We start from the raw sequence: 20,163 nt of genomic DNA, 5'->3' as shown, positions 1-20,163 counted from the left end.
TCAGCTTTCGGGATTGAGCCTGATGGCAACCGACGCGGCGTGGCCGTCGAGGCTCTCCGCTCGCGCAAGCGTGATCGCGGCCGGCCCGAGCGCGCGGAGCTGGTCAGGGCCGAGCTTCAGGATCGAGGTGCGCTTGACGAAATCGAGCACCGAGAGGCCCGACGAGAAGCGCGCCGAACGCGCCGTCGGCAGAACATGGTTCGACCCGCCGACATAATCCCCTATCACCTCGGGCGTGTGCCGCCCGATGAAGATCGCGCCGGCGTTGCGGATTTTCGGCACGAACGCATCCGCGTCATCCATGGCGAGTTCGAGATGCTCGGCTGCGATGCGATTGGCCAGCGGTATGGCGTCCTCAAGGTCGCCTACGAGGATGATCGCGCCGAAGTCTCGCCAGCTTGCGGCAGCGGTTTCGCCACGCGGCAACAGCGCCAGTTGGCGCTCCACCTCAGCCGCCACCGCGTCGCCGAGGCGCGCATCGTCGGTGATGAGAATCGATTGCGCGGCGGCGTCATGTTCGGCCTGGGCCAGGAGGTCGGCCGCCAGCCATGCGGGATCGTTGGTGCCGTCAGCAATGATGAGCACTTCGGAGGGGCCGGCGATCATGTCGATGCCCACCGTGCCGAACACACGACGCTTGGCCGCCGCCACGAAGGCATTACCCGGCCCGACGATCTTGGCGACCGGCGCGATCGTCCTAGTGCCGTAGGCCAGCGCTGCGATGGCCTGTGCGCCGCCCACGCGGTAGATCTCGGAGACACCGGCAAGGCGCGCCGCAGCCAGCACCAACGGGTTCAGCGCGCCATCGGGTGTTGGGACCGTCATCACGATGCGCTCAACGCCCGCGACCTTCGCAGGCACGGCGTTCATCAGCACCGAACTGGGATAGCTGGCAGTTCCGCCCGGCACGTAGAGCCCGACAGCCTCGACCGCGGTCCAGCGCGAGCCGAGCTCGACGCCGATCGGGTCCGTATAGCGGTCGTCGTGCGGCATCTGGCGGGCATGGTGTGCCTCGATCCGCGCATGGGCGAAGCGCAGCGCATCCAGCGTTTCGGCTTCGACGGCATTCAGCGCCGTGCCGACCTCGGTCTCACTCACCGCAATGCGATCCTCGTCGAGATCGAACCGGTCGAAGCGCCGCGTGTAGTCGATCAGCGCCGCGTCGCCCTCCTCGCGGACACGAGCGATGATATCGCGGACAACCGCGTCGACGTCCTCGGACACCTCGCGCTTGGTCGCAAGGAAGGATGTGAAGCGTGCTTGAAAGTCGGGCTCTCGCTGGTCGAGGCGAAGTGGCATCGTCGCTCCCTGCCTCAGCTCTTGTGCAGCGGGCGAGAGGCGGCTTCCCATGCCGCGCCGAGATCGGCGAGCCGTGCCTCGATATAGTCCACCTCAAGGCGGATCGCGGCGCCACCGGCAAACGTGATCTCGACCGCCCCTGCGGGGGCGTCGCCGGGAACGAAGCTGATGGCGAGGAGAGACAGGATTTCGTCGTCCTTGTCGCGCGAAAAGCCGGCGGTCTTCACCGCCTTGACCGCCTCGAAATGCAGAACGCTGCGGCGGCGCTCGTTACGGGATGAAAACAGCTTGCGCTTGTTTTCCCAGACGAAGCGGTTCATCGCCACCACGAAACGGCCGTCCGCCGCCAGGAAATCCAGATCGCCGACCTTCATCACCGCGTCCTGAACGTGCGCGGAGACGATTTCCAAATCCTGTTCGTCGAGGGCTACGAGCTTCAAGTCTGCCATGGCGTGCGCGATCCGGGCCGGATTGTTCAAACCCGGTGTTATGCCGTCTTCATGTGCAGCGCAACCGGAGGGGGCGATAGAGATCGCGCGCCGCCGTCATTTTGTCAGGAGGACAGGCGCTCGATCGTGGCGCCGCAGCCGGACAGCTTCTCTTCCAGACGCTCGAAACCGCGATCCAGATGGTAGACACGATTCACCACCGTTTCGCCCTGCGCGGCGAGGCCCGCAATGACGAGCGAAACCGAAGCCCGTAGGTCGGTCGCCATGACGGGCGCTCCATGCAACTGCGACACGCCCTCGACGATCGCGGTCTGCCCGGAGAGCGTGATCTTCGCCCCGAGGCGGGCAAGCTCCTGAACGTGCATGAAGCGATTTTCGAAGATCGTCTCGGTGATGCGCGACTTGCCCTTGGCCATCGTCATCAGGCCCATCAATTGCGCCTGCAGATCGGTCGGAAAGCCCGGGAACGGTTCCGTGGTCACATCGACCGGCATGATGCCGGAGCCGTTGCGCCGAATGCGGATGCCGGAGTTTAGTGGCGTCACCTCGACACCCGCCTGGGTCAGCGTGTCGAGCGCAGTGTCCAGAAGGTCCGCACGCGCGCCTTCGAGCACGACATCGCCGCCGGTCATGGCAACCGCCATGGCATAGGTGCCGGTTTCGATGCGGTCGGGAATCACGTCATGCGTCGCGCCCGACAGCGACGTCACACCGTCGATGACGATCGTCGGCGTGCCCGCACCGGAAATCTTCGCGCCCATGGCGTTCAGGCATTCCGCGAGGTTGACGATTTCCGGCTCGCGCGCCGCATTCTCGAGGACGGTCTGACCATGGGCCAGCGATGCCGCCATCAGCAGAACATGCGTCGCGCCGACCGAGACTTTCGGAAACACGTAGCGGTTGCCAATGAGGCCCTTGGGCGCACGCGCGTGCACATAACCCTGCTCGATTTCGATCTCGGCGCCAAGCGCACGCAGGCCGTCGATAAACAGATCCACCGGGCGCGTACCGATCGCGCAGCCACCGGGCAGCGACACGCGCGCCTCGCCCATGCGCGCCAGAAGCGGCCCGATCACCCAGAAGGAGGCACGCATCTTGGAGACGAGTTCATAAGGCGCGGTCGTATCGACGATCGACTTCGCGGTGAAATTGATGGTGCGGGCATAGCCGGAATTCTGCTGCTCGCGACGACCGTTGACCGAATAATCGACGCCGTGATTGCCGAGAATGCGGGTGAGCTGTTCCACGTCGGCCAGATGCGGCACGTTGCCGAGGCTCAGCGTGCCGTCGGTCAAGAGCGACGCGATCATGAGCGGCAGCGCCGCGTTCTTCGCGCCCGAGATGGGAATCGTGCCGTTGAGCGCGTTTCCACCGACAATCCTGATGCGATCCATTCGATCCCCTTGCCGGAGTACCCGGCTCTCGTCTCATTTTCGAGCCGGCCCCTCTAACCCAGCGGCTGCGCCGACACAACTGCACGCTGGGTAAGCCGCAGGACGGCCCTTCAATCCTTGTCGTCCGACGCTTCCGCGCCGACATCCGCCAGCCCGTCGGGACGGGCATCCTCCTCGCCAGCGCGCCGCGACCGGGCCTGCGCCTTGCGGCGTTGGAGGTTGGCGCGCAGCTTTTCCGCCAGCCGCGCCTGCTTTCTGGCCTGTTGATCGGCGATATTTCGAGCGTGTTCGTCCCGCGTGCTCACTGCAGTCTCCGGCTAGATGGAAATTATGTTCATCTGGCGGCGCAGCTATAGCAGAGCCGCGCGTCTGCTCAAACGGCACAGCGGATCATAAGCCGGCGGCTGGAAGTCGAGACTCGCCCCATGTGGAAACAACCCCAAGTTTGCGCCGATCCGCGCTTGCGCTCCCCGCATCCATGTGGCAGAAGTCCGCCGCATTCGCGACATGCTGCGGTAGCTCAGTGGTAGAGCACTCCCTTGGTAAGGGAGAGGTCGAGAGTTCAATCCTCTCTCGCAGCACCAGTCCATCCCCTTGAAATCGCTGGAATCCTTTCGTGCGCTGGATCAGCGCGACGTTATCCATTGCGCGAGCTTGGCAGAGAAGGCGTCGAGGGCGGTGCGCAGGGTGGGTAATCCATCCGTCCGGCCAAGCGTATCCTGCTCCATATAGAGGCCGCGATTGATCTCGATCTGGATCGAGTGGCGGGCGTCTTTTGGCCTGCCATAGTGTTCGACGATGTGAGCGCCGGCATAGGGTTCGTTGAGCCCCACCGTGTAACCGAGATCGCCCAGGGCCGAGGCGATGAAGTCGGTGAATTCGGGATCACAACTCGTTCCGTGCAGGTCGCCGAGCACGAAATCCGGCCTGTGGACGCCCGGATCGGGCGACAGATCGTTGCCCACGGCCAGCATCGAATGCCAATCGACATGCCACACCGCGCCGTGGCGGGCGTGCAGAGCGTCGATGCGGCCGGCGAGGCACGCATGATAGGGGCGCCAGTAGTTTTCGATCCGATGGTTGAGTTCCGATGCCCCCAGCCGGCGGGCGTAGATCGGCACGCCGCCTCCAATAAGGCGAAAGACAAGCCCAACGCCTCTTTGGCTGTGTCTTCCCGCCTCGATCGCTTCCGGCCAGTCCTGCTCGAGCAGTTCGGGATCGAGATCACCCGGTTCGCGATTCGGGTCGATATAGGTTCGGGCGAAAAGGGCACGGATGAGAACGATACCGTGTCGTGGCGCGTCGATGATGAGATCGTCGACGAACCTGTCTTCTCCCGCATGGAGGAGAAACGGATCGACCGCATGGGCAAAATCATCCGGGTAGGTGGTGCCGCTGTGTGGGGAATCGAAAACGATCGGAAGCGCCTCGCCTTGCGGCTCGATCAGGTCCACCGCATCGTGAATGCTGTACTCAGACATCGTACTCGCCGGGCTGACCAGCCGGATACTCGCGCGTCGGCATCAGCAGGATGTGCGGATACAGTTCTTCCTGAAAGACCCGCTTGAGGCGGATCAGCTCGGCGATCGGGTGGTCGTGCTGATCGACGCGGATATCCCATAACGGGTATTCCTGATCCGCCACGACCAAGATGGAGGCGGATTGCTCGCCAAGCCGGTCGCCGCCGGCGTCCACGCCAGCCGCAAGAGAGTTCAGGAGCCTCTCGACGAGCGGTTCGCCGCGGTGTGCCTCGTAGGATCGGGCGGCTGCTTCGATGACGCCCCTGTCCGCCAACCGATTGCCCTGGACGCTGAATCCATCGCCCTCGATGGAGCCGGCGTAGTCCTTACAGCCGTCGCCGGTCCACACGGCGGTTTCGCCGCGCGAATCGATCACGGCAAATTGGCGACGTGCGGCCATTTCGTCGGCGCGGCTGAGTTCATCGACGACCTCCCTGGCGGTCCGGCCCTGTTCGAGAAGGCGGATGCCATCGATGCCGAGATAGGGATTGAGCTTGCCCTGGGTGGCGACTGCACCCAGCCCCGTATGCGCGTGGTCGAGCAGCTTGCCTACCGCAGGCAAGGCCGTCGTTGCGCTGATGCCGAACTGGCCCGTCTGCGCGCACCGGGCGATGATTGAAAGCGTCATGTTGCCTCGACGATCTGGAACCGGCTGGAGGTAGGCAAACGACCGCGTCTCCGGTGCGGTTCCGTCCGACGCGCGCAATACGTCGAGCGGCCTGGATCGCAGGCTCGCCGGAACAGTCATCTAAGATTCCAGCCTAATGCGCAAAAATTGCCTCACAATTCGCTCAAAAAAGAAATCGACAAATTCTACTGGTTTAATAGACTTAAGGCGCTGAAGGAGGACGGTATGGCCTATATTCAAGGTTCCCCAAATCGACGGACTGCCCGCGTATCGAGCGTCGCCAACCGCGTCCCGGCCTATGCGATGTTCGCGCTCGCCTTCGCCTTTGCGAGCGCATTGGTGCTCGGTCTGGTTGCATGAACCCATTCCGGCCGGCATGCCGGCTGGCCCATCTTCTTGAAACGCCTGACTGTGCACGGAGGATGACATGTCGATAGCATTCACACTCAGTCCAAGTCTTGCTGCTGTGGAAGCCGCGGAAGATTTCTTCTTCAACCCGGACACGTATCGCGAGCAACTGATCCTGGCGGATCGGTCGGGATTCTCATCGGTCGTCGTCGATCACACCGGCGGAACGCTCGCCAATCTCGACGTGGCGGCCAATGTCGCGCGAGCGACCGACGCCATGACCATCATCGTCACGCATCTCGCAGGCGTGATCGCGCCGACCGTTTCGGCCCGGCAACTCGCCTATCTCGATCGCCTGACGGAAGGCCGTCTCGCGCTGCGGTTCGCCAGCGGCGGACCCGACGAGGGACTGACCTCGCACGAGGCAGGCTGGCGCCAGACGGACGAATATCTGACGCTGCTCAAGCGGCTTTGGTCCAACGCCTATCCCTTTGATCACGAAGGCGAGTTTTATAGCGTTCGCGCGGGATATGTGCCGGAAAAGGGGCCGCAGGGCCTCGGCATTTCCCTGCGCATCGCCGCCACGACCGGTGTGGCGATGAAGGTCGCTGCACGCCACGCGGATGTCATCGAACTTGTGCCGGGACCGGTTCAGGACGTCGCGAACCAGATCGAGCGTGTGCGATCACTCGCATCCGGTTTCGGGCGCGCCGACAAGATCAGGTTCGCGGTTCCGGTAACGGTCGAGCAGATGGTGGCCGGGCGGCTTCACGGGAGTTTGCACCAGCCCGCACTTGCCGAACGCGCGGTTCTGGCTCTCCTGCCCTATGTCGAAGCGGGCGCGAGCGAGTTCATGATCGGTGATCTCCGCACGGCGGAAACCATGCGGTTCGTCGCAGACGAGATCGGGGACCTCTTGCGCAACTCGGCGCGCCGCATCCCTGCCTCGCCTGCGGTTCGCTGGCATCACCGGCACTCCGCGTAGCGTCCAGCACGATCGAAAATGAAGACTGTGCGGCCTTTGGGGTCGCGCAGCACCGGTCATGCAACCACGATAAAACCGCGCGCAGCGAGCGATCAACGGCGCCGTCCTCGAAGACTTCGTTAAGTCTACCGTTTCACCACATGGAAATGTTTCGGCAATAGCTTCAGGCCCTCTTACGCTGTTCTTGGCGTTACCGGATCGAGGCGAAGCTATGAACATCTTTGCACGGATTGCATTGGCTCTCACCGTGTCACTGGGCGTTCCTGCCGCGGCACAGGCCGCGACCGTTGTGGCAAAGGTCGATATCGCGACCCAGACGATGACCGTCGTGCATCGCGGCCAGGTCAAGTACCGCTGGAAGGTCTCGACAGCGCGCTCCGGCAAGGTCACGCCGTCCGGAAGCTGGTCGGCGAAGTGGCTGTCGAAGAACCATCGGTCCAGCCGCTACAGCAACGCGCCGATGCCCTACGCCATCTTCTACAACGGCAATTATGCCGTGCACGGCACGAACCAGGTCAACCGTCTGGGCAGACCTGCTTCAGCCGGGTGCGTGCGGCTCGATACGCGGAACGCGGCCGTGCTTTACCGTCTGGCGCAAAAGGAAGGCCTGAAGAACGTGCGCATCGTCGTCAGCCGCTGAGGCTTTATTCCGACGCGGCAAGCTTCGCGGGATCGAAGTCCGGCTGTTCGGCCTCGGCAATCGGCTGGCGCGGGAAGCCCTTGAGGCTGGAGACCTCCTTCACGTCGCGGGCGATATCGATGGGGCTCTCTGCATAAGCTGCCACAAGCGTCGCGACGGACGTCAGCGCATGGACGTGGATGCGCTCATAGCCGTGCGAGGCATCGATGCCGAAGGCGAGCAAGGCGGTGCGAACGTCGTGGCCCGCCTCGATCGCCGACGCCGAGTCCGACCGGTAATAGCGGAACACATCCTTCTGGTAGGGGATGTCGCCCTCGCGGCAGAGATCGACGAGCTTCTTCGTCAGATGATAATCGAACGGCCCGGCCTGATCCGCCATGGCGACCGTGACGCCGAACTCCGAAGAGTTCTGCCCAGGCGCGGTGGTTCCGTTGTCGATCGTCACCATCGAGGCGATTTCGGGCGTGACGATGGATGCGGCGCCGACGCCGACTTCCTCGGCGATGGTGAACAGCCAGTGGATGTCGACCGGGGTCTTCACGTTCTCGCGTTCGAGCGCTTCGATCGCGGCAAGCGCGATGGCCACGCCGGCCTTGTCGTCCAGATGGCGGGAGTTGATGAAGCCGTTGTCGAGAAACTCCGCCCCAGTATCGAAGGCGACGAAATCGCCGACATCGATGCCGAGCGCGCGCGTTTCGAGCTTCGTCTGCGTCGGCGCATCGATGCGCAGTTCGACATGCGCCCAGCCCACAGGCGCCGTATCGACCTCGTCATTGTAGGTGTGGCCGGAGGCCTTGAGCGGCAGCACACTGCCGCGAAAGCTGCCCTGCTCGCTGTAGAGCGTCACGCGCCCGCCTTCTGCGAAGCGCGCCGACCAGTGGCCTATGGGAACGAGTTCCAGGCGGCCATTCTCCTTGACGAGCTTTACCTGCGCGCCGAGCGTGTCGAGATGGGTGACGACCGCGCGGGCGCCCTTGCGGCGGCTGCCCTGGCGCACGGCGCGGATCGCCCCGCGCCGCGTCAGTTCGGGTGTAAGCCCAAGACGCTCAAGCTCCTTGGAGCAGTGGCGCACCACCTGGTCCGTGTATCCCGTTGGGCTGTCGATGGCCAAGAGGGCCTTGAGCTGCGCGACGAGGTAGGCTTCGTCGATGGTCATTGATCTCTCCCGAAGGGTTACATCTTGCCGAGCGCCTGCGTGGCTGCACGGTGGCCGGAGAGCGGGAACAGCAGGTCCAGGAACCGCTCTGCCGTCGGCTGCGGTTCGTGGTTCGCAAGGCCGGGCCGCTCGTTGGCCTCGATGAACACATAGTCCGGCTCGGTCGGCGAGTGCACCATGAAATCGATGCCGACCACAGGAATGTCGATCGCGCGCGCGGCATTGATCGCGGCTTCCACGAGGCGATGATGAACGACGCCCGTCACATCGTGGATCGAGCCGCCAGTGTGGAGGTTGGCAGTCTTGCGCACGACGATGTCGGTTCCGCTCTCGGGCACCGTATCGAGATCGAAGCCGGCCGCAGCCAGGCACCGCTCAGTCTCGGCGTCGATCGGGATAGTGCTTTCGCCGCCCGTTGCGGCAGACCGCCTGCGTGACTGGCTCTCGATCAGCCTGCGGATGTTGCTGCGGCCATCGCCGACGACACGCGGCGGGCGGCGGACAGCAGCGGCGACCAGCTTAAAATCGATGACGACGAGCCGCAAATCCTCGCCGTCGAAACAGGCTTCCACCAGCACCCGGTCGCAAACCTCGCGCGCTGTGGCGACGGCACGGTCGATATCCTCGATCGTTTCGAGCCCGACCGCGACGCCCCTGCCCTGCTCGCCGCGCGCGGGCTTCACGACCACGCGGCCATGCTTTTCGAGAAACGCCTGGAGAGCGTGCCTGTCATCTCCCGCAACCATTTGTTCGGGCACGACGATGCCCGCGGCTTCCACGACGCGGCGCGTCACGGCCTTGTCGTCGCAGATCGACATCGCGACGCCGGACGTCATCTCGGAGAGGCTTTCGCGACAATGGACCGACCGCCCGCCATGCGACAGCCGGAAGAAGCCGCCTTCGGCGTCGGTGATCTCGACATGGACGCCACGCCTGCGCGCCTCGTCGACGATCAGCCGCGCATAGGGGTTCAGCGCGTCATAGGCTTCCAGCGGGCGCGCATAGAGGCGCTCGTTGATGGGATTCTTGCGCTTGACCGCGAAGACCGGAACGCGGCGGAAACCGAGCTTCTCGTAAAGTGCGATCGCCTGGTCGTTGTCGTGCAGGACAGACAGATCCATATGCGCCGCGCCCCGCGCCTTGAAATGCTCGGCAAGCCTGCGAACGAGCATCTCGCCGATGCCGGGATGGCGCGCCTGCGGATCGACGGCAAGGCACCAGAGCGACGAGCCCTGTTCCGGGTCGGCAAAGGCCCGGCGGTGATCGATGCCCGTGACCGTGCCGACGATCTCGCCGGTGGCCTCGTCCTCGGCTACGAAATAGGTGATGGCCCGATTGTCACGGTTCGACCAGAAGAAGTCGGGCCGGACGGATACCATACCACGCGCGGCATAGATGCGGTTGACGGCGCGCGCATCCGCCTCGGACGACAGCCGCCTCACGAAATAGCCGCGCGGCTGTCGTCGTCCCGACCGGTAGGTCGCCAGATCGAGCCGGAACGTGTGTGACGGATCGAGAAAAATCTCCTGCGGCGCTTCGGCCAGAAGGACGTGCGGATCGCGCACGTAAAACGCGATGTCGCGACGCTCCGGCCCCTCCTCGCGGATTGCGGAGACGAGGTCCGCCGCGTTCTCGAAGGTCTGCGCGAAGATCAGCCGGCCCCATCCGCAATCGACGCTGACGGCTCCGGTTCTTGAGGCCGTTTCTGCTTCCGACATCTCCATCACGGGATTCATCGAATCGGCGCGCAGGCGCTTCAGGCGGTGCGCCAGCGCCTTGTCCGATCGATGGCGCTGCGACCTGTCATCAGGCGCACTTTTCTTGGCCATCTCGCTAGATCCCATGCGTCTGCAACCAGAGTTCGAGCAGACCGACCTGCCAGAGTTCAGACCCCTGAAGCGGCGTGATGTGGTCGGATGGCGAGGCGAATAGCTTCTGCAGATAGTCGTCGCGGAAGATCGCCCGGTCGGTCGCTGCACGCGACGTCAGCGCATCACGCACCATGTCGAGATACGGTCCATCGACATATTTGAGCTGCGGGACCGGGAAGTAGCCCTTCTTGCGGTCGATGACCTCATGCGGAACGACGAGACGTGCGGCTTCCTTCAGCACGCCCTTGCCGTTCTGCTTGAGCTTTTCCTCGATCGGAACTTTCGCGGCCAGTTCGACCAGCTCGTGATCGAGGAACGGCACGCGCGCCTCGAGACCCCACGCCATCGTCATGTTGTCGACGCGCTTGACCGGATCGTCGACCAGCATCACCTGGCTGTCGAGCCGCAAGGCCGCGTCGACCGGCGTGTCCGCGCCGGCGCTCAGCAGGTGCCGGGCAACGAGTTCGCGGCTGACGTCCGTATCGGCGAGCCATTCCGGATTGACGTGCTGTGCCATCGTCGCATGCGAGCGATCGAAGAAGACGCGGGCGTAGTCGTCGACGACGTCGTTCGAGTTCGCCAGCGGCGGATACCAGTGGTAACCGCCGAAGACCTCATCCGCACCCTGGCCGGACTGCACCACCTTGATGTGCTTGGAAACCTCCTGCGACAGCAGGTAAAAACCGACATTGTCGTAGGACACCATCGGCTCCGACATTGCCGCAAACGCGCCGGGCAGCGCGTCCATCAGCTTGTCGGACGGCACGAAGATTTTGTGGTGGTCGGTGCCGTAGTGCTTGGCGATCAGATCGGAGTAGACGAATTCGTCGCCCTTCTCGCCATTGGCTTCCTCGAAGCCGACCGAAAAGGTCATCAGCCCGTGCTGGCCCTGCTCCGCGAGCAGGCCGACGATCAGGCTCGAATCGACCCCGCCGGAGAGCAGCACACCAACCGGCACGTCCGCCACCATGCGGCGCTTGACGGCGGTGCGCAGGCTGTCGAGCACCATGTCGCGCCAGTCGTTCGACGACAGTCCGGCCATCGACGGATCGCGCTGATAGGGCGGGCTCCAATAGACGGTGTCGGTCTTGCGGCCGTCCTGCTCGATGACGCGGATCGTCGCCGGCGGGAACTTCTTCACGCCATTGATGATGGTGCGCGGGGGCGGAACGACGGCGTGGAACGAGAGATAGTGATGAAGCGCGTGGCGATCGATCGACGCGTCGATGTCGCCGGCCTTCAGGAGGGCCGGCAGCGACGATGCGAAGCGCACCGAGCGATCGTTCTCGGCCAGATAGAGTGGCTTGATGCCGAACCGGTCGCGCGCCATGACGACGCGGCCCGTGTCGCGCTCGTGGATCACGAAAGCGAACATGCCCATGAAGCGCGTGACGCATTCCGTGCCCCAGGCGTGCCATGCCTTGAGGATGACTTCGGTGTCGCCGTGCGAGAAGAAGCGGTAGCCCTTTTCCTCGAGTTCGCTGCGCAGCTCCGGATAATTGTAGATGCAGCCGTTGAACGCGATCGTGAGACCGAGTTCGGCATCCACCATGGGCTGGCGCGCCTTTTCAGACAGGTCGATGATCGACAGGCGGCGATGCGCGAGCGCGGTGTGACCATGCATCACGAGACCGGATCCATCCGGTCCACGCGGCGCGATCGCATCCATCATTCGGGCCTGGGCAAGCGCTGAGGGCTGCGCGCCGTCGAATCGTATTTCTCCGCAAATTCCACACACGGTGCTGGTCAAAACCTCCGTTATTCTTTACTTCGTCGCGATATTGATTATATGTCTGATCATTAGATGTCAAATGAATGGCCATGACGAACAACAGACAGCCGGGCAACGCCAGCGGCCCGCAAAAGTTCCGGGATGCCGAAACCCGCACTATCGAGAAGGCGATCAGGCGGATCGTGCGTGCGCACGACCTGCAATCGAAGGCGCTTGCCAAGGCGAGCGGCCTGACCGCAGCCCAGCTTGTGCTCATGAAGGGCATGGCCGAACTTGGCGAGGTGACGTCGGCGGCGTTGTCCGCCTATGCCGACATCAGCCCGGCGACGGTTGTCACGGTGCTCGACAATCTGGAAGAACGGGGCCTCGTCCAGCGATACCGCTCGGGCAGCGACCGGCGCATCGTCCACACGCGCCTGACTGAGCCAGGCATGATCATGGTCGCCGGCGCGCCCGCACCACTCGGCCCCCTCTTCCTGGAGCGGTTCGCGCGGCTCGACGACACCGAGCGCCGTGCGATCGTGGAGGCGGCCGTGCGGCTGGCTGACCTGCTTTCGCGGGGCGGCGAATTCGAGGGGCCGGCCATCAGTTGAGCCTCCGAAATGGCCTGCCGCATCCGTGGCAATTTGCCCGACCCGATGGCGTGGACGCAGAAGCCCGCCATGGCTATTTTCCGCGCAATTGCAGGAAGGTGCCATGAACTACGAGCGGTTTTTCGAAGAGGCAATCGACCAGGTGCATGCGGAACGACGCTATCGCGTCTTCGCGGATCTGGAACGCATCGTCGGTGAGTTTCCCAAGGCTATCTGGCGCTCGCAGGGCGAGACGCGGGAAATCACCGTGTGGTGCTCGAACGATTATCTCGGCATGGGTCAGCACCCGGATGTTATCGCTGCGTCGCAGAAGGCTGCGGGCACCATGGGCTCCGGCGCGGGCGGCACCCGGAACATTTCCGGCACCAATCATCCGCTGGTGGAACTCGAACTCGAGCTTGCCGATCTGCACGACAAGGAAGCGGCGCTCGTCTTCACGTCAGGCTTCGTGTCCAACGAAGCGGCGATCTCGACGATCGGCAAGCTCCTGCCGAACTGCCTCATTCTCTCCGACGAACTGAACCACGCGTCGATGATTGAAGGCGTGCGCCGCTCTGGTGCTGAGAAGAAGATCTTTCGTCACAACGACATCGAGCACCTCGAAATGCTGTTGCAGCAGGCTGGCCGCGAACGCGCCAAGCTGATCGTCTTCGAGAGCGTCTACTCGATGGATGGCGACATCGCGCCGATCGAAGCGATCGCGGACCTCGCCGACAAGTACAATGCGATGACCTATATCGACGAGGTCCACGCTGTCGGCATGTATGGCGCGTGCGGAGGCGGCATCACCGAGCGCGACGGGCTTGCCCATCGCATCGACGTCATCGAAGGCACGCTTGCGAAGGCCTTCGGCACGTTGGGCGGGTACATTTCGGGCACCCGCTCGGTCATCGACGCCGTGCGCTCCTACGCGCCGGGCTTTATCTTCACCACCGCACTGCCGCCATCGATCGCCGCGGCGGCAACCGCCTCGATCCGCCATCTGAAGCAGTCGAGCGTGGAGCGCGATGCCCAGCAGCGCCAAGCTCGGCAGGCAAAGGATGTGCTCTCCGCCTCCGCCCTACCGGTGATGCCGTCGGAAACGCATATCGTGCCGGTTCTGGTCGGCGATCCCGAGCTCTGCAAAATGGCCAGCGACAGGCTGCTCGCCAAGCACGGGATCTACATCCAGCCGATCAACTACCCGACCGTGCCGCGCGGCACCGAGCGGCTGCGCATCACGCCGACGCCGTTCCACGACGACACACTGATCGAGACGCTGCGCGATGCGCTGGTCGAGACATGGAATGCGCTGGGTATTCCGTTCCGCGACGAGACCAAGCCCGACGTGCCGGTCAAGTCCGATCGGGTCGTGCCGCTCGTCGTGGCAAAGTCGGGCGGCTGAGTCGAAAGACCTACCTCAGCGGGTTTCGATCCAGCGCGCCAGCCTGTCAGCCGCTTCCTCGATCTGATCGAGGCGGCGGTGGAAGCAGATGCGGAAATAATCCTCCCCGCCTGGCCCGAACGCAGTCCCCGGCGCGAGCCCGACATTGGCATCGTCCACGATGTCGAATGCCGCGGTGCGCGTATCGGTGACGCCATCGATCCTGAAGAACAGGTAGAAAGCCCCCGCCGGCGGGGTCAGGTCGACGCGACCCGTCGCCAGCAGGCGCTTGCACAGGATATCGCGGGCCTGCTGCGCCCGCTCAACCTGGCTGGCGATGAAGGCGTCGCCCTCATCGAGTGCTGCGACCGCGCCCTTCTGCAGGAAAGCCGGTACGCCCGAGGTCGAATACTGGATCAGGTTTTCGAAAACCTGCTGTAACTCGGGATGCACCTTGAGCCAGCCGATGCGCCAGCCCGTCATCGCCCAGTTCTTCGAAAAGCTGTTGACGAAGAGGATGCGGTCGTCCGCGTCCATCACATCGAGGAAGGACGGCGCACGGCGGGCACCGTAGTGGAACAGCGCGTAGATCTCGTCGGCGATGATCCACAGCCCGCGCTCGCGCGCCAATCCGAGGATGGCAGCAAGCGTCTCGCGGTCGGCGGTCCAGCCGGTCGGGTTCGACGGGGTGTTGACGAAGATCGCCTTGGTGGCCGACGTGATCGCGGCTGCAAGCTTCTCGACATCACACGTCCAGCCATTGCCGGAACGATCGAGCGATACCGGGACCGCCTTGGTGCCCGCGACGCCGGCGGCGGCCGCGAAGTTCGGCCAGGCAGGCGTCAGATAGACGATTTCGTCGCCATGGCCCGCAACCGCGTCGAGCGCGAGCTGGATCGATTGCATGCCTGACGCAGTGACGATGAATTCCTGCGGATCATAGCTGCCGCCGAAGTGCCGGCCGTAATAGCGCGCGAGCGCCGCGCGCAATTCCGGAATGCCGCGCTGCCAGGTGTAGAACGTCTCGCCCGCATTGAGCGCGGCGTTGGCGGCACCGGAAATGAAGCCCGGAGTCGGCAGGTCGCCCTCGCCTGCCCAGAGCGGAATGAGGCCGGGCTTGGTGCGGCCATGATTGACGACTGCGACGATGCCGCTTTCAGGCGCAAGACGCGCCTCGGAGCGCAAATGTTCGGTCTGGGTCATGGATTCCACGCTTCGCAAAGGAAAGACCCCGGCAGTGGGCCGGGGTCTGTCGGATGCCTAGCGCAGCCTCTAGTTCTTCGCAAGCAGGTCGCGAATCTCGGTGAGGAGCTGGACATCGGCGGGCGGCGGAGCTGCCGGCGTTTCCTTTGCGGCTTCCTGCCTCTCGATCCGGCGGCGCATGTTGTTCACCGCCTTGACCATCAGGAAGATGATCCAGGCGAGGATCAGGAAGTTGATGACCACGGTGATGAAATTGCCGTAGGCAAAAACAGCGCCCTGCTCACGTGCCGCAGCGAGAGACTGGGCCGTTACGCCTGATGAAAGCGGGAGGAAGTAGTTGGAAAAGTCAAAGCCGCCGAAGATCGCCCCCACGACCGGCATGATGATGTCATCGACGAGCGAGGACACGATCAACCCGAAAGCGCCGCCGATGATCACGCCAACGGCGAGGTCCATCACATTGCCCTTGGCGATAAATTCCTGAAATTCCTTAATCATCCTTCCCTCCTGGAGAATGGAATGGTGTTAGAATCATGCACCGGTCCTTTCGACCGATACCGTTCACCATACCAAAATCGAGGCGGGCGATAAGTGTACTTTCCGTACATTCTACCGCCGCGCAACGGGACCTGCATAATGGACAGATAGACAGGCCGGCCTAGCTGTGCTTGCCTCGTCGTCGCGCGCTGTCTTTGAGAGGAAACGGGGCCGATGCAAGGCTGGGTCATCATCATCGTGGCCATCGCCTATGTGACGCTGCTGTTCGTGGTGGCGCATCTCGGAGACCGGCGTGCCGCGACCGAGGGCCCCGGCCGCGCACGACCCTATATTTACGCCTTCAGCCTTGCGATCTATTGCACGTCGTGGACGTTCTTCGGCTCGGTCGGACTGGCCAGCGAGCGTGGCTTCGAGTTCCTGACGATCTATATCGGTCCGATCCTGGTCTTCGTGTTCTGCTATCCGTTCCTGCGGCGGATTATCAAGCTTGCGAAATCGGAGAAGATCACCTCGATCGCAGACTTTCTCGGCGCCCGCTACGGCAAGAGTTTCGCAGTCGCGGCGATCGCCACCATCATCGCGATGTTCGGCACCGTTCCCTACATCGCGCTTCAGCTCAAGGCGATCTCAAGCTCCGTCAGCCTGATGGTCGAACACTACAATGGCGCGCCACCGGTCGATCTCATCATCGGCGACATCTCGCTGGCCGTGGCGCTCCTGCTGGCCATGTTCGCCATCCTTTTCGGCACGCGGCATGCCGACGCCACCGAGCATCAGGACGGCCTGGTCCTCGCCGTCGCAGTCGAGTCGATCGTGAAGCTCGCAGCCTTCCTGGCGGTCGGCGTCGCCGTGACCTTCTTTCTCCTTGGCGGGCCTGCCGATCTCATCGCGCTCGTCAGCGACAACGCACAGGTTCAGGCGGCCTATGACTATAACACGTCGCTCGGCACCTGGATCGTCATGACCATGCTGAGCGGCTTCGCGATCATCATGTTGCCGCGACAATTCTACGTGACGGTCGTCGAGAACCGATCGGAAGAGGAGTTGCGCAAGGCAAGCTGGATGTTCCCGCTCTACCTCGTCGCGATCAACCTCTTCGTCATCCCGATCGCGTTCGCGGGCGTCACGGTTCTGGGACCGGATTCGAACTCGGACCTCTACGTCGTTTCGCTACCGCTTCACTACGGGCAGAATGCGCTGGCGCTCTTCGCTTTCATCGGCGGCCTGTCGGCCGCGACCGCGATGGTGATCGTTGCGAGCGTAGCGCTTTCGATCATGATCTCGAACGACCTCGTCATTCCGCTCGCGATGCGCCGCCTGCTCCGGCCGGATTCGCCGGACAGGGAGGATTGGTCGAAGATCATCCTGAACGTCCGTCGCGCATCGATCTTCATCATCCTGTTTGCGGCCTTCCTCTACTATCGTGAAACGACCACCAACACGCGACTGGCATCGATCGGGCTGATCTCGTTCGCGGCCGTCGCGCAATTTGCTCCGTCTCTGATCGGCGGTCTTATCTGGCGCGGCGCAAACGGGCGCGGAGCCCTGCTCGGAATGGCGACCGGCATTACGGTGTGGGCTTACACGCTTCTGTTTCCGTCGCTTGCGCCGCCCGACACGCAGCTTCTGACGTCAGGACTTTTCGGATTGCAGGCGCTGCGCCCGCAAGCGCTGTTCGGCACGGTCGCCGAACCGCTGAACCACGGTGTCCTGTGGAGCCTGTCGGTCAACACGCTTTTCTTCATCCTCGGTTCGCTGTCGCGTGCTTCCGTACCGCTCGAACGCATTCAAGCGGCATTCTTCGTGCCGCGCGACACGAACCCGATGCCCAGCCTGCGCAGGTTTCGAACCGCGGTCACGGTCAACGATCTGAAGGACACGATCGCGCGCTATCTCGGGGTGGAGCGGACGGAACGCTCGTTCCAGAGTTTCGAGGCAAAGGAAGGCCGGAAGATCGGCGGCAGCGAGCTTGCCAGCATGTCGGTGATCCGCTTTTCGGAGCAGTTGCTGACCAGTGCCGTGGGGTCGTCCTCGGCGCGGCTCATTCTGTCGCTGCTCTTCCAGCGCAATGACCGCAACCCGCGCGGCACTCTTCGCCTTCTCGATGACGCGACAGAGGCGCTTCAGCAGAACCGAGATCTTCTCCAGACGGCGCTCGACCAGATGGAGGAAGGCGTCACGGTGTTCGACCGCGACTTCGGCCTCACCTGCTGGAATCGGCAATTCCGCGCGCTCTTCGACCTGCCCGGCGAGATGGGCCAGGTGGGTGTGTCGCTGCACCGGGTGCTTCGTTTCCTTGCCGATCGGGGAGACATTCCGGCGGGCTCGGAAACCGAGACACTCAACCGCATGACGTGGTTCGGCGAGGTATGGTCGATCGAACTCAAGCGCAGCGGCCGCATCATCGAACTGCGCACGAACCCGATGCCGGACGGCGGGATCGTTGCGACCTACACCGACATCACCGCCCGGGTGCAGGCGGATATCGCGCTCAAGCGCGTCAACGAAACGCTGGAGCATCGCGTCGAAAACCGGACGTCCGAACTGACCCGCGTCAACGAAGAACTGGCGCTCGCACAGATGCTGGCGGAGGAAGCCAATCTCGGCAAGACGCGGTTCCTCGCGGCTGCCGGACACGACATCCTCCAGCCGCTCAACGCCGCACGGCTCTATTGCTCGGCACTGTTGGAAACGGTTGGCAAAAGCAAGGTCGGCGATGCGGTCGGCAACATCGAATCCTCGCTCGAATCCGTCGAGACCATCCTCGGCGCGGTGCTGGATATTTCACGCCTGGATACGGGCGCCATGCAACCGGCCGATAGCGTCTTCAAGCTTGACGGTTTGCTGCGCCAGATCGAAACGGATTTCCAGCCGCTTGCGGCGGAAAAGAAGCTCGAGCTTCGTATCATGCCGTCGACCATAGCGGTGAACACCGACCGAAATCTTTTTCGGCGCCTCGTGCAGAACCTCGTGTCCAACGCGATCAAATACACGCGTAGCGGGCGCGTTCTGGTTGGTGTTCGCCGACGGGGCGAGCTTGTGGAACTGCAGATATGGGATACCGGCATCGGCATCGAGGAAGACAAGCTCAATACCGTGTTTCGTGAATTCACCCGGCTTGAAGAAGGCGCGCGCGAAGCGCAGGGACTTGGATTGGGCCTTTCCATCGTGGACCGCATCGCACGGGTGCTTCGGCTGGAAATCCAGCTTCAATCCAACAAGGGACGCGGCACGCGCTTTTCCGTGATCCTGCCGAGGGTGGAAGCGGCAGAATTGCAACTCGTCAGCGAGGTGCGCTCAGTCGTTCGGCGCAACGTCATGCTCGACGGCGTCTCGGTGCTTTGCATCGACAACGATCCACGCATCCTCGAAGGCATGCGGCTTCTGCTGGAAGGATGGCGATGTCGGGTCACGACCGCGGCCGGACTGCGCGACCAGCCGGCGGGCACGTTCGATACGAAGCCCGATGTGATCCTCGCCGACTATCACCTCGACGGCGAAAACGGGCTCGATGTGATCCTGGCATTGCGTGACCGCTGGAGTGCCGACGTTCCCGCAATTCTTGTGACGGCCGACCGTTCGAACGAAATGCGGACGGCAGCGGCGGATCTCGACGTGATGGTGATCAACAAGCCTGTGAAGCCTGCCAATCTGCGGACGCTTCTGACGCGCTATCGCAAGCTTCTCTCGGCTGCGGAATAGGATCGTCAGGCCGCGCCTTGCACCGCATCCATGGAGATGCGGCCGAGCTTGATGACGGCCTGCGTGCGGCTGTCGACGTCGAGCTTCTGCAACACAGCCGAAACATGCGCCTTGATCGTGGCTTCGGAGACGTTCAGCTCGTAGGCGATCTGTTTGTTCAGAAGCCCCTCCGCGAGCATGCCCAGAACGCGTGTCTGCTGCGGCGTCAGCGTCTGGATACGCCCGATGAGATCGGAGATTTCAGGATCGCCCTCCTCTCCCAGTTCGATGCCTTCGGGAGCGACGACACCGCCATCCAGAACAGTCTGAACGGACTGCCTGATCTCTTCCATGCTGGCGGATTTCGAGACGAACCCCGATGCGCCCAGCTCGATCGCGCGCCTGATAGTTACGGGATCATCATGAGCCGAGACGACGATGATCGGCACCATCGGCTCGATGCCACGCAGCGCCACAAGGCCTGAAAGACCACTTGCGCCGGGCATCGTCAGATCCAACAGGATCAGGTCGGCGTCAGAATTGCGGGCGATGAGGACCTTCACGCTTTCGAAGTCGCCAGCCTCCAGCACCAGACTGCCTTCGCCCATGCTTTCGAGCGTCTGCTTGAGCGCGCCGCGGAAGAGCGGATGATCGTCCGCAACGACGAATGTGAAGCCTGGCCGCAAGAGAACCTCCCGAGTTCCAGCGCCGGCATCCCCCCTCGGCTGTCGGTGCGTGGGGATTATGCGGGCCTGTCGGCGCAATGCAAGCATGATGGCGGGCATTGCCTGCCGCGCGCGTAA

At 63.3% G+C, this 20,163-nt stretch carries 18 protein-coding genes and 1 tRNA gene; 7 read left to right on the top strand and 12 right to left on the bottom strand.

Annotated features, from left to right (window positions below; all coding sequences use genetic code 11):
• The 4 genes from hisD to AAFN55_RS05585 all read right to left on the bottom strand — a co-directional run bounded on the left by hisD (position 1) and on the right by AAFN55_RS05585 (position 3,447).
• Positions 1-1,299 carry a histidinol dehydrogenase gene (gene hisD, locus AAFN55_RS05600; protein WP_347797878.1) on the bottom strand — a complete coding sequence of 433 codons (1,299 nt, stop codon included), beginning with the start codon at positions 1,297-1,299 and terminating at the stop codon, positions 1-3.
• A 14-nt stretch (positions 1,300-1,313) separates the two neighbouring features.
• Positions 1,314-1,748 carry a DUF2948 family protein gene (locus AAFN55_RS05595; protein ID WP_347797877.1) on the bottom strand — a complete coding sequence of 145 codons (435 nt, stop codon included), beginning with the start codon at positions 1,746-1,748 and terminating at the stop codon, positions 1,314-1,316.
• A 104-nt stretch (positions 1,749-1,852) separates the two neighbouring features.
• Positions 1,853-3,142: a UDP-N-acetylglucosamine 1-carboxyvinyltransferase gene (gene murA, locus AAFN55_RS05590; RefSeq protein ID WP_347797876.1), complete on the bottom strand. Its 1,290-nt coding sequence runs from the start codon at positions 3,140-3,142 to the stop codon at positions 1,853-1,855.
• Between the two features lie 110 nt (positions 3,143-3,252).
• The gene (locus AAFN55_RS05585; protein WP_347797875.1) at positions 3,253-3,447 is read right to left on the bottom strand and encodes a hypothetical protein; all 195 of its coding nucleotides are present in this window, start codon (positions 3,445-3,447) and stop codon (positions 3,253-3,255) included.
• Between the two features lie 204 nt (positions 3,448-3,651).
• Between AAFN55_RS05585 and AAFN55_RS05580 the strand changes: the two genes are divergently transcribed.
• Positions 3,652-3,726 (top strand) — tRNA-Thr (locus AAFN55_RS05580).
• A gap of 42 nt (positions 3,727-3,768) precedes the next feature.
• On the opposite strand, the gene AAFN55_RS05575 is transcribed toward AAFN55_RS05580, so the two are convergent.
• Positions 3,769-4,623: an N-formylglutamate amidohydrolase gene (locus tag AAFN55_RS05575; protein ID WP_347797874.1), complete on the bottom strand. Its 855-nt coding sequence runs from the start codon at positions 4,621-4,623 to the stop codon at positions 3,769-3,771.
• A complete protein-coding gene (locus AAFN55_RS05570) occupies positions 4,616-5,410 on the bottom strand; it encodes a DUF1028 domain-containing protein (protein ID WP_347797873.1) in 795 nt (264 codons plus the stop codon). Before AAFN55_RS05570 ends, AAFN55_RS05575 begins: the two co-directional genes overlap by 8 nt.
• A gap of 105 nt (positions 5,411-5,515) precedes the next feature.
• Between AAFN55_RS05570 and AAFN55_RS05565 the strand changes: the two genes are divergently transcribed.
• The 3 genes from AAFN55_RS05565 to AAFN55_RS05555 all read left to right on the top strand — a co-directional run bounded on the left by AAFN55_RS05565 (position 5,516) and on the right by AAFN55_RS05555 (position 7,263).
• Positions 5,516-5,650 carry a hypothetical protein gene (locus AAFN55_RS05565; protein WP_347797872.1) on the top strand — a complete coding sequence of 45 codons (135 nt, stop codon included), beginning with the start codon at positions 5,516-5,518 and terminating at the stop codon, positions 5,648-5,650.
• Between the two features lie 67 nt (positions 5,651-5,717).
• A complete protein-coding gene (locus AAFN55_RS05560) occupies positions 5,718-6,623 on the top strand; it encodes an LLM class flavin-dependent oxidoreductase (RefSeq protein ID WP_347797871.1) in 906 nt (301 codons plus the stop codon).
• Positions 6,624-6,834: 211 nt separating this feature from the next.
• A complete protein-coding gene (locus tag AAFN55_RS05555; RefSeq protein WP_347797870.1) occupies positions 6,835-7,263 on the top strand; it encodes a L,D-transpeptidase in 429 nt (142 codons plus the stop codon).
• 4 nt (positions 7,264-7,267) lie between these two features.
• Here AAFN55_RS05555 and AAFN55_RS05550 read toward each other — a convergent pair whose 3' ends face one another.
• From AAFN55_RS05550 to AAFN55_RS05540, 3 genes are read right to left on the bottom strand one after another with little or no spacing between them, the layout of a single operon-like run.
• Positions 7,268-8,419 (bottom strand): osmoprotectant NAGGN system M42 family peptidase, encoded by a 1,152-nt coding sequence (locus AAFN55_RS05550; RefSeq protein WP_347797869.1) that lies wholly within the window; start codon positions 8,417-8,419, stop codon positions 7,268-7,270.
• A 17-nt stretch (positions 8,420-8,436) separates the two neighbouring features.
• Positions 8,437-10,248 carry an N-acetylglutaminylglutamine synthetase gene (gene ngg / locus AAFN55_RS05545; RefSeq protein ID WP_347797868.1) on the bottom strand — a complete coding sequence of 604 codons (1,812 nt, stop codon included), beginning with the start codon at positions 10,246-10,248 and terminating at the stop codon, positions 8,437-8,439.
• A gap of 4 nt (positions 10,249-10,252) precedes the next feature.
• Positions 10,253-12,028: an N-acetylglutaminylglutamine amidotransferase gene (locus AAFN55_RS05540; RefSeq protein ID WP_347800194.1), complete on the bottom strand. Its 1,776-nt coding sequence runs from the start codon at positions 12,026-12,028 to the stop codon at positions 10,253-10,255.
• Positions 12,029-12,111: 83 nt separating this feature from the next.
• Here AAFN55_RS05540 and AAFN55_RS05535 point away from each other — a divergent pair, with 83 nt between their 5' ends.
• Positions 12,112-12,615: a MarR family transcriptional regulator gene (locus tag AAFN55_RS05535; protein WP_347797867.1), complete on the top strand. Its 504-nt coding sequence runs from the start codon at positions 12,112-12,114 to the stop codon at positions 12,613-12,615.
• A gap of 103 nt (positions 12,616-12,718) precedes the next feature.
• Positions 12,719-13,999: a 5-aminolevulinate synthase gene (gene hemA, locus AAFN55_RS05530; protein ID WP_347797866.1), complete on the top strand. Its 1,281-nt coding sequence runs from the start codon at positions 12,719-12,721 to the stop codon at positions 13,997-13,999.
• Positions 14,000-14,014: 15 nt separating this feature from the next.
• Here the strand turns inward: hemA and AAFN55_RS05525 are convergent, their stop codons facing one another.
• A complete protein-coding gene (locus AAFN55_RS05525) occupies positions 14,015-15,181 on the bottom strand; it encodes a pyridoxal phosphate-dependent aminotransferase (RefSeq protein WP_347797865.1) in 1,167 nt (388 codons plus the stop codon).
• 69 nt (positions 15,182-15,250) lie between these two features.
• Positions 15,251-15,679 carry a large conductance mechanosensitive channel protein MscL gene (gene mscL / locus AAFN55_RS05520; protein ID WP_347797864.1) on the bottom strand — a complete coding sequence of 143 codons (429 nt, stop codon included), beginning with the start codon at positions 15,677-15,679 and terminating at the stop codon, positions 15,251-15,253.
• A 213-nt stretch (positions 15,680-15,892) separates the two neighbouring features.
• Here mscL and AAFN55_RS05515 point away from each other — a divergent pair, with 213 nt between their 5' ends.
• A complete protein-coding gene (locus tag AAFN55_RS05515; RefSeq protein WP_347797863.1) occupies positions 15,893-19,381 on the top strand; it encodes a PAS domain-containing hybrid sensor histidine kinase/response regulator in 3,489 nt (1,162 codons plus the stop codon).
• Between the two features lie 5 nt (positions 19,382-19,386).
• On the opposite strand, the gene AAFN55_RS05510 is transcribed toward AAFN55_RS05515, so the two are convergent.
• Entirely contained in the window at positions 19,387-20,046 is a 660-nt protein-coding gene (locus tag AAFN55_RS05510) for a response regulator transcription factor (protein ID WP_347797862.1), read from the bottom strand.
• Positions 20,047-20,163 lie beyond the last annotated feature (117 nt).

The sequence above is a fragment of the Mesorhizobium sp. CAU 1732 genome, assembly GCF_039888675.1.
GTDB lineage: Bacteria > Pseudomonadota > Alphaproteobacteria > Rhizobiales > Rhizobiaceae > Aerobium.
The sequence above is the reverse complement of the archived record's forward strand: the minus strand, read 5'-3'. Positions and strand labels throughout refer to the sequence as shown.

What these genes read in the sequence shown, in the direction of transcription:
- hisD (WP_347797878.1), bottom strand. Translation starts at nt 1,299, where the DNA reads ATGCCACTTCGCCTCGACCAGCGAGAGCCCGACTTTCAAGCACGCTTC.
- AAFN55_RS05595 (WP_347797877.1), bottom strand. Translation starts at nt 1,748, where the DNA reads ATGGCAGACTTGAAGCTCGTAGCCCTCGACGAACAGGATTTGGAAATC.
- murA (WP_347797876.1), bottom strand. Translation starts at nt 3,142, where the DNA reads ATGGATCGCATCAGGATTGTCGGTGGAAACGCGCTCAACGGCACGATT.
- AAFN55_RS05575 (WP_347797874.1), bottom strand. Translation starts at nt 4,623, where the DNA reads ATGTCTGAGTACAGCATTCACGATGCGGTGGACCTGATCGAGCCGCAA.
- AAFN55_RS05570 (WP_347797873.1), bottom strand. Translation starts at nt 5,410, where the DNA reads ATGACTGTTCCGGCGAGCCTGCGATCCAGGCCGCTCGACGTATTGCGC.
- AAFN55_RS05565 (WP_347797872.1), top strand. Translation starts at nt 5,516, where the DNA reads ATGGCCTATATTCAAGGTTCCCCAAATCGACGGACTGCCCGCGTATCG.
- AAFN55_RS05560 (WP_347797871.1), top strand. Translation starts at nt 5,718, where the DNA reads ATGTCGATAGCATTCACACTCAGTCCAAGTCTTGCTGCTGTGGAAGCC.
- AAFN55_RS05555 (WP_347797870.1), top strand. Translation starts at nt 6,835, where the DNA reads ATGAACATCTTTGCACGGATTGCATTGGCTCTCACCGTGTCACTGGGC.
- AAFN55_RS05550 (WP_347797869.1), bottom strand. Translation starts at nt 8,419, where the DNA reads ATGACCATCGACGAAGCCTACCTCGTCGCGCAGCTCAAGGCCCTCTTG.
- ngg (WP_347797868.1), bottom strand. Translation starts at nt 10,248, where the DNA reads ATGGCCAAGAAAAGTGCGCCTGATGACAGGTCGCAGCGCCATCGATCG.
- AAFN55_RS05535 (WP_347797867.1), top strand. Translation starts at nt 12,112, where the DNA reads ATGACGAACAACAGACAGCCGGGCAACGCCAGCGGCCCGCAAAAGTTC.
- hemA (WP_347797866.1), top strand. Translation starts at nt 12,719, where the DNA reads ATGAACTACGAGCGGTTTTTCGAAGAGGCAATCGACCAGGTGCATGCG.
- AAFN55_RS05525 (WP_347797865.1), bottom strand. Translation starts at nt 15,181, where the DNA reads ATGACCCAGACCGAACATTTGCGCTCCGAGGCGCGTCTTGCGCCTGAA.
- mscL (WP_347797864.1), bottom strand. Translation starts at nt 15,679, where the DNA reads ATGATTAAGGAATTTCAGGAATTTATCGCCAAGGGCAATGTGATGGAC.
- AAFN55_RS05515 (WP_347797863.1), top strand. Translation starts at nt 15,893, where the DNA reads ATGCAAGGCTGGGTCATCATCATCGTGGCCATCGCCTATGTGACGCTG.